The sequence below is a fragment of the Methylobacterium sp. CCH5-D2 genome (assembly GCF_001556475.1).
In the GTDB taxonomy this organism is placed as follows: Bacteria; Pseudomonadota; Alphaproteobacteria; order Rhizobiales; family Beijerinckiaceae; genus Methylobacterium; species Methylobacterium hispanicum.
Genome location: NZ_LSIX01000125.1, coordinates 1 through 206, shown reverse-complemented (window position 1 = coordinate 206; position 206 = coordinate 1). Strand labels below are relative to the sequence as shown.

Below are 206 nucleotides of genomic sequence, written 5' to 3'. Positions count from 1 at the left end.
CGAAAGCCGCCCGAGGGCGGCTTGTCGTCGGCATCGGTGGTTGGGAAAATTGGAGCGGGCGAAGGGATTCGAACCCTCGACCCCAACCTTGGCAAGGTTGTGCTCTACCCCTGAGCTACACCCGCTCGCTTGTCCTGCTGGCGCTCGCCGGACGAACCGGCCGGCGCCCCGCCGACGCCGGTCTCTAAACACCATTCCGCCGGCCG

At 67.5% G+C, this 206-nt stretch carries 1 tRNA gene; it reads right to left on the bottom strand.

Going from position 1 to position 206, the window contains the following annotated elements:
• Window positions 1-50: 50 nt before the first annotated feature.
• Window positions 51-125: transfer RNA gene (locus tag AX737_RS02555), tRNA-Gly, on the bottom strand.
• Window positions 126-206: the final 81 nt, after the last annotated feature.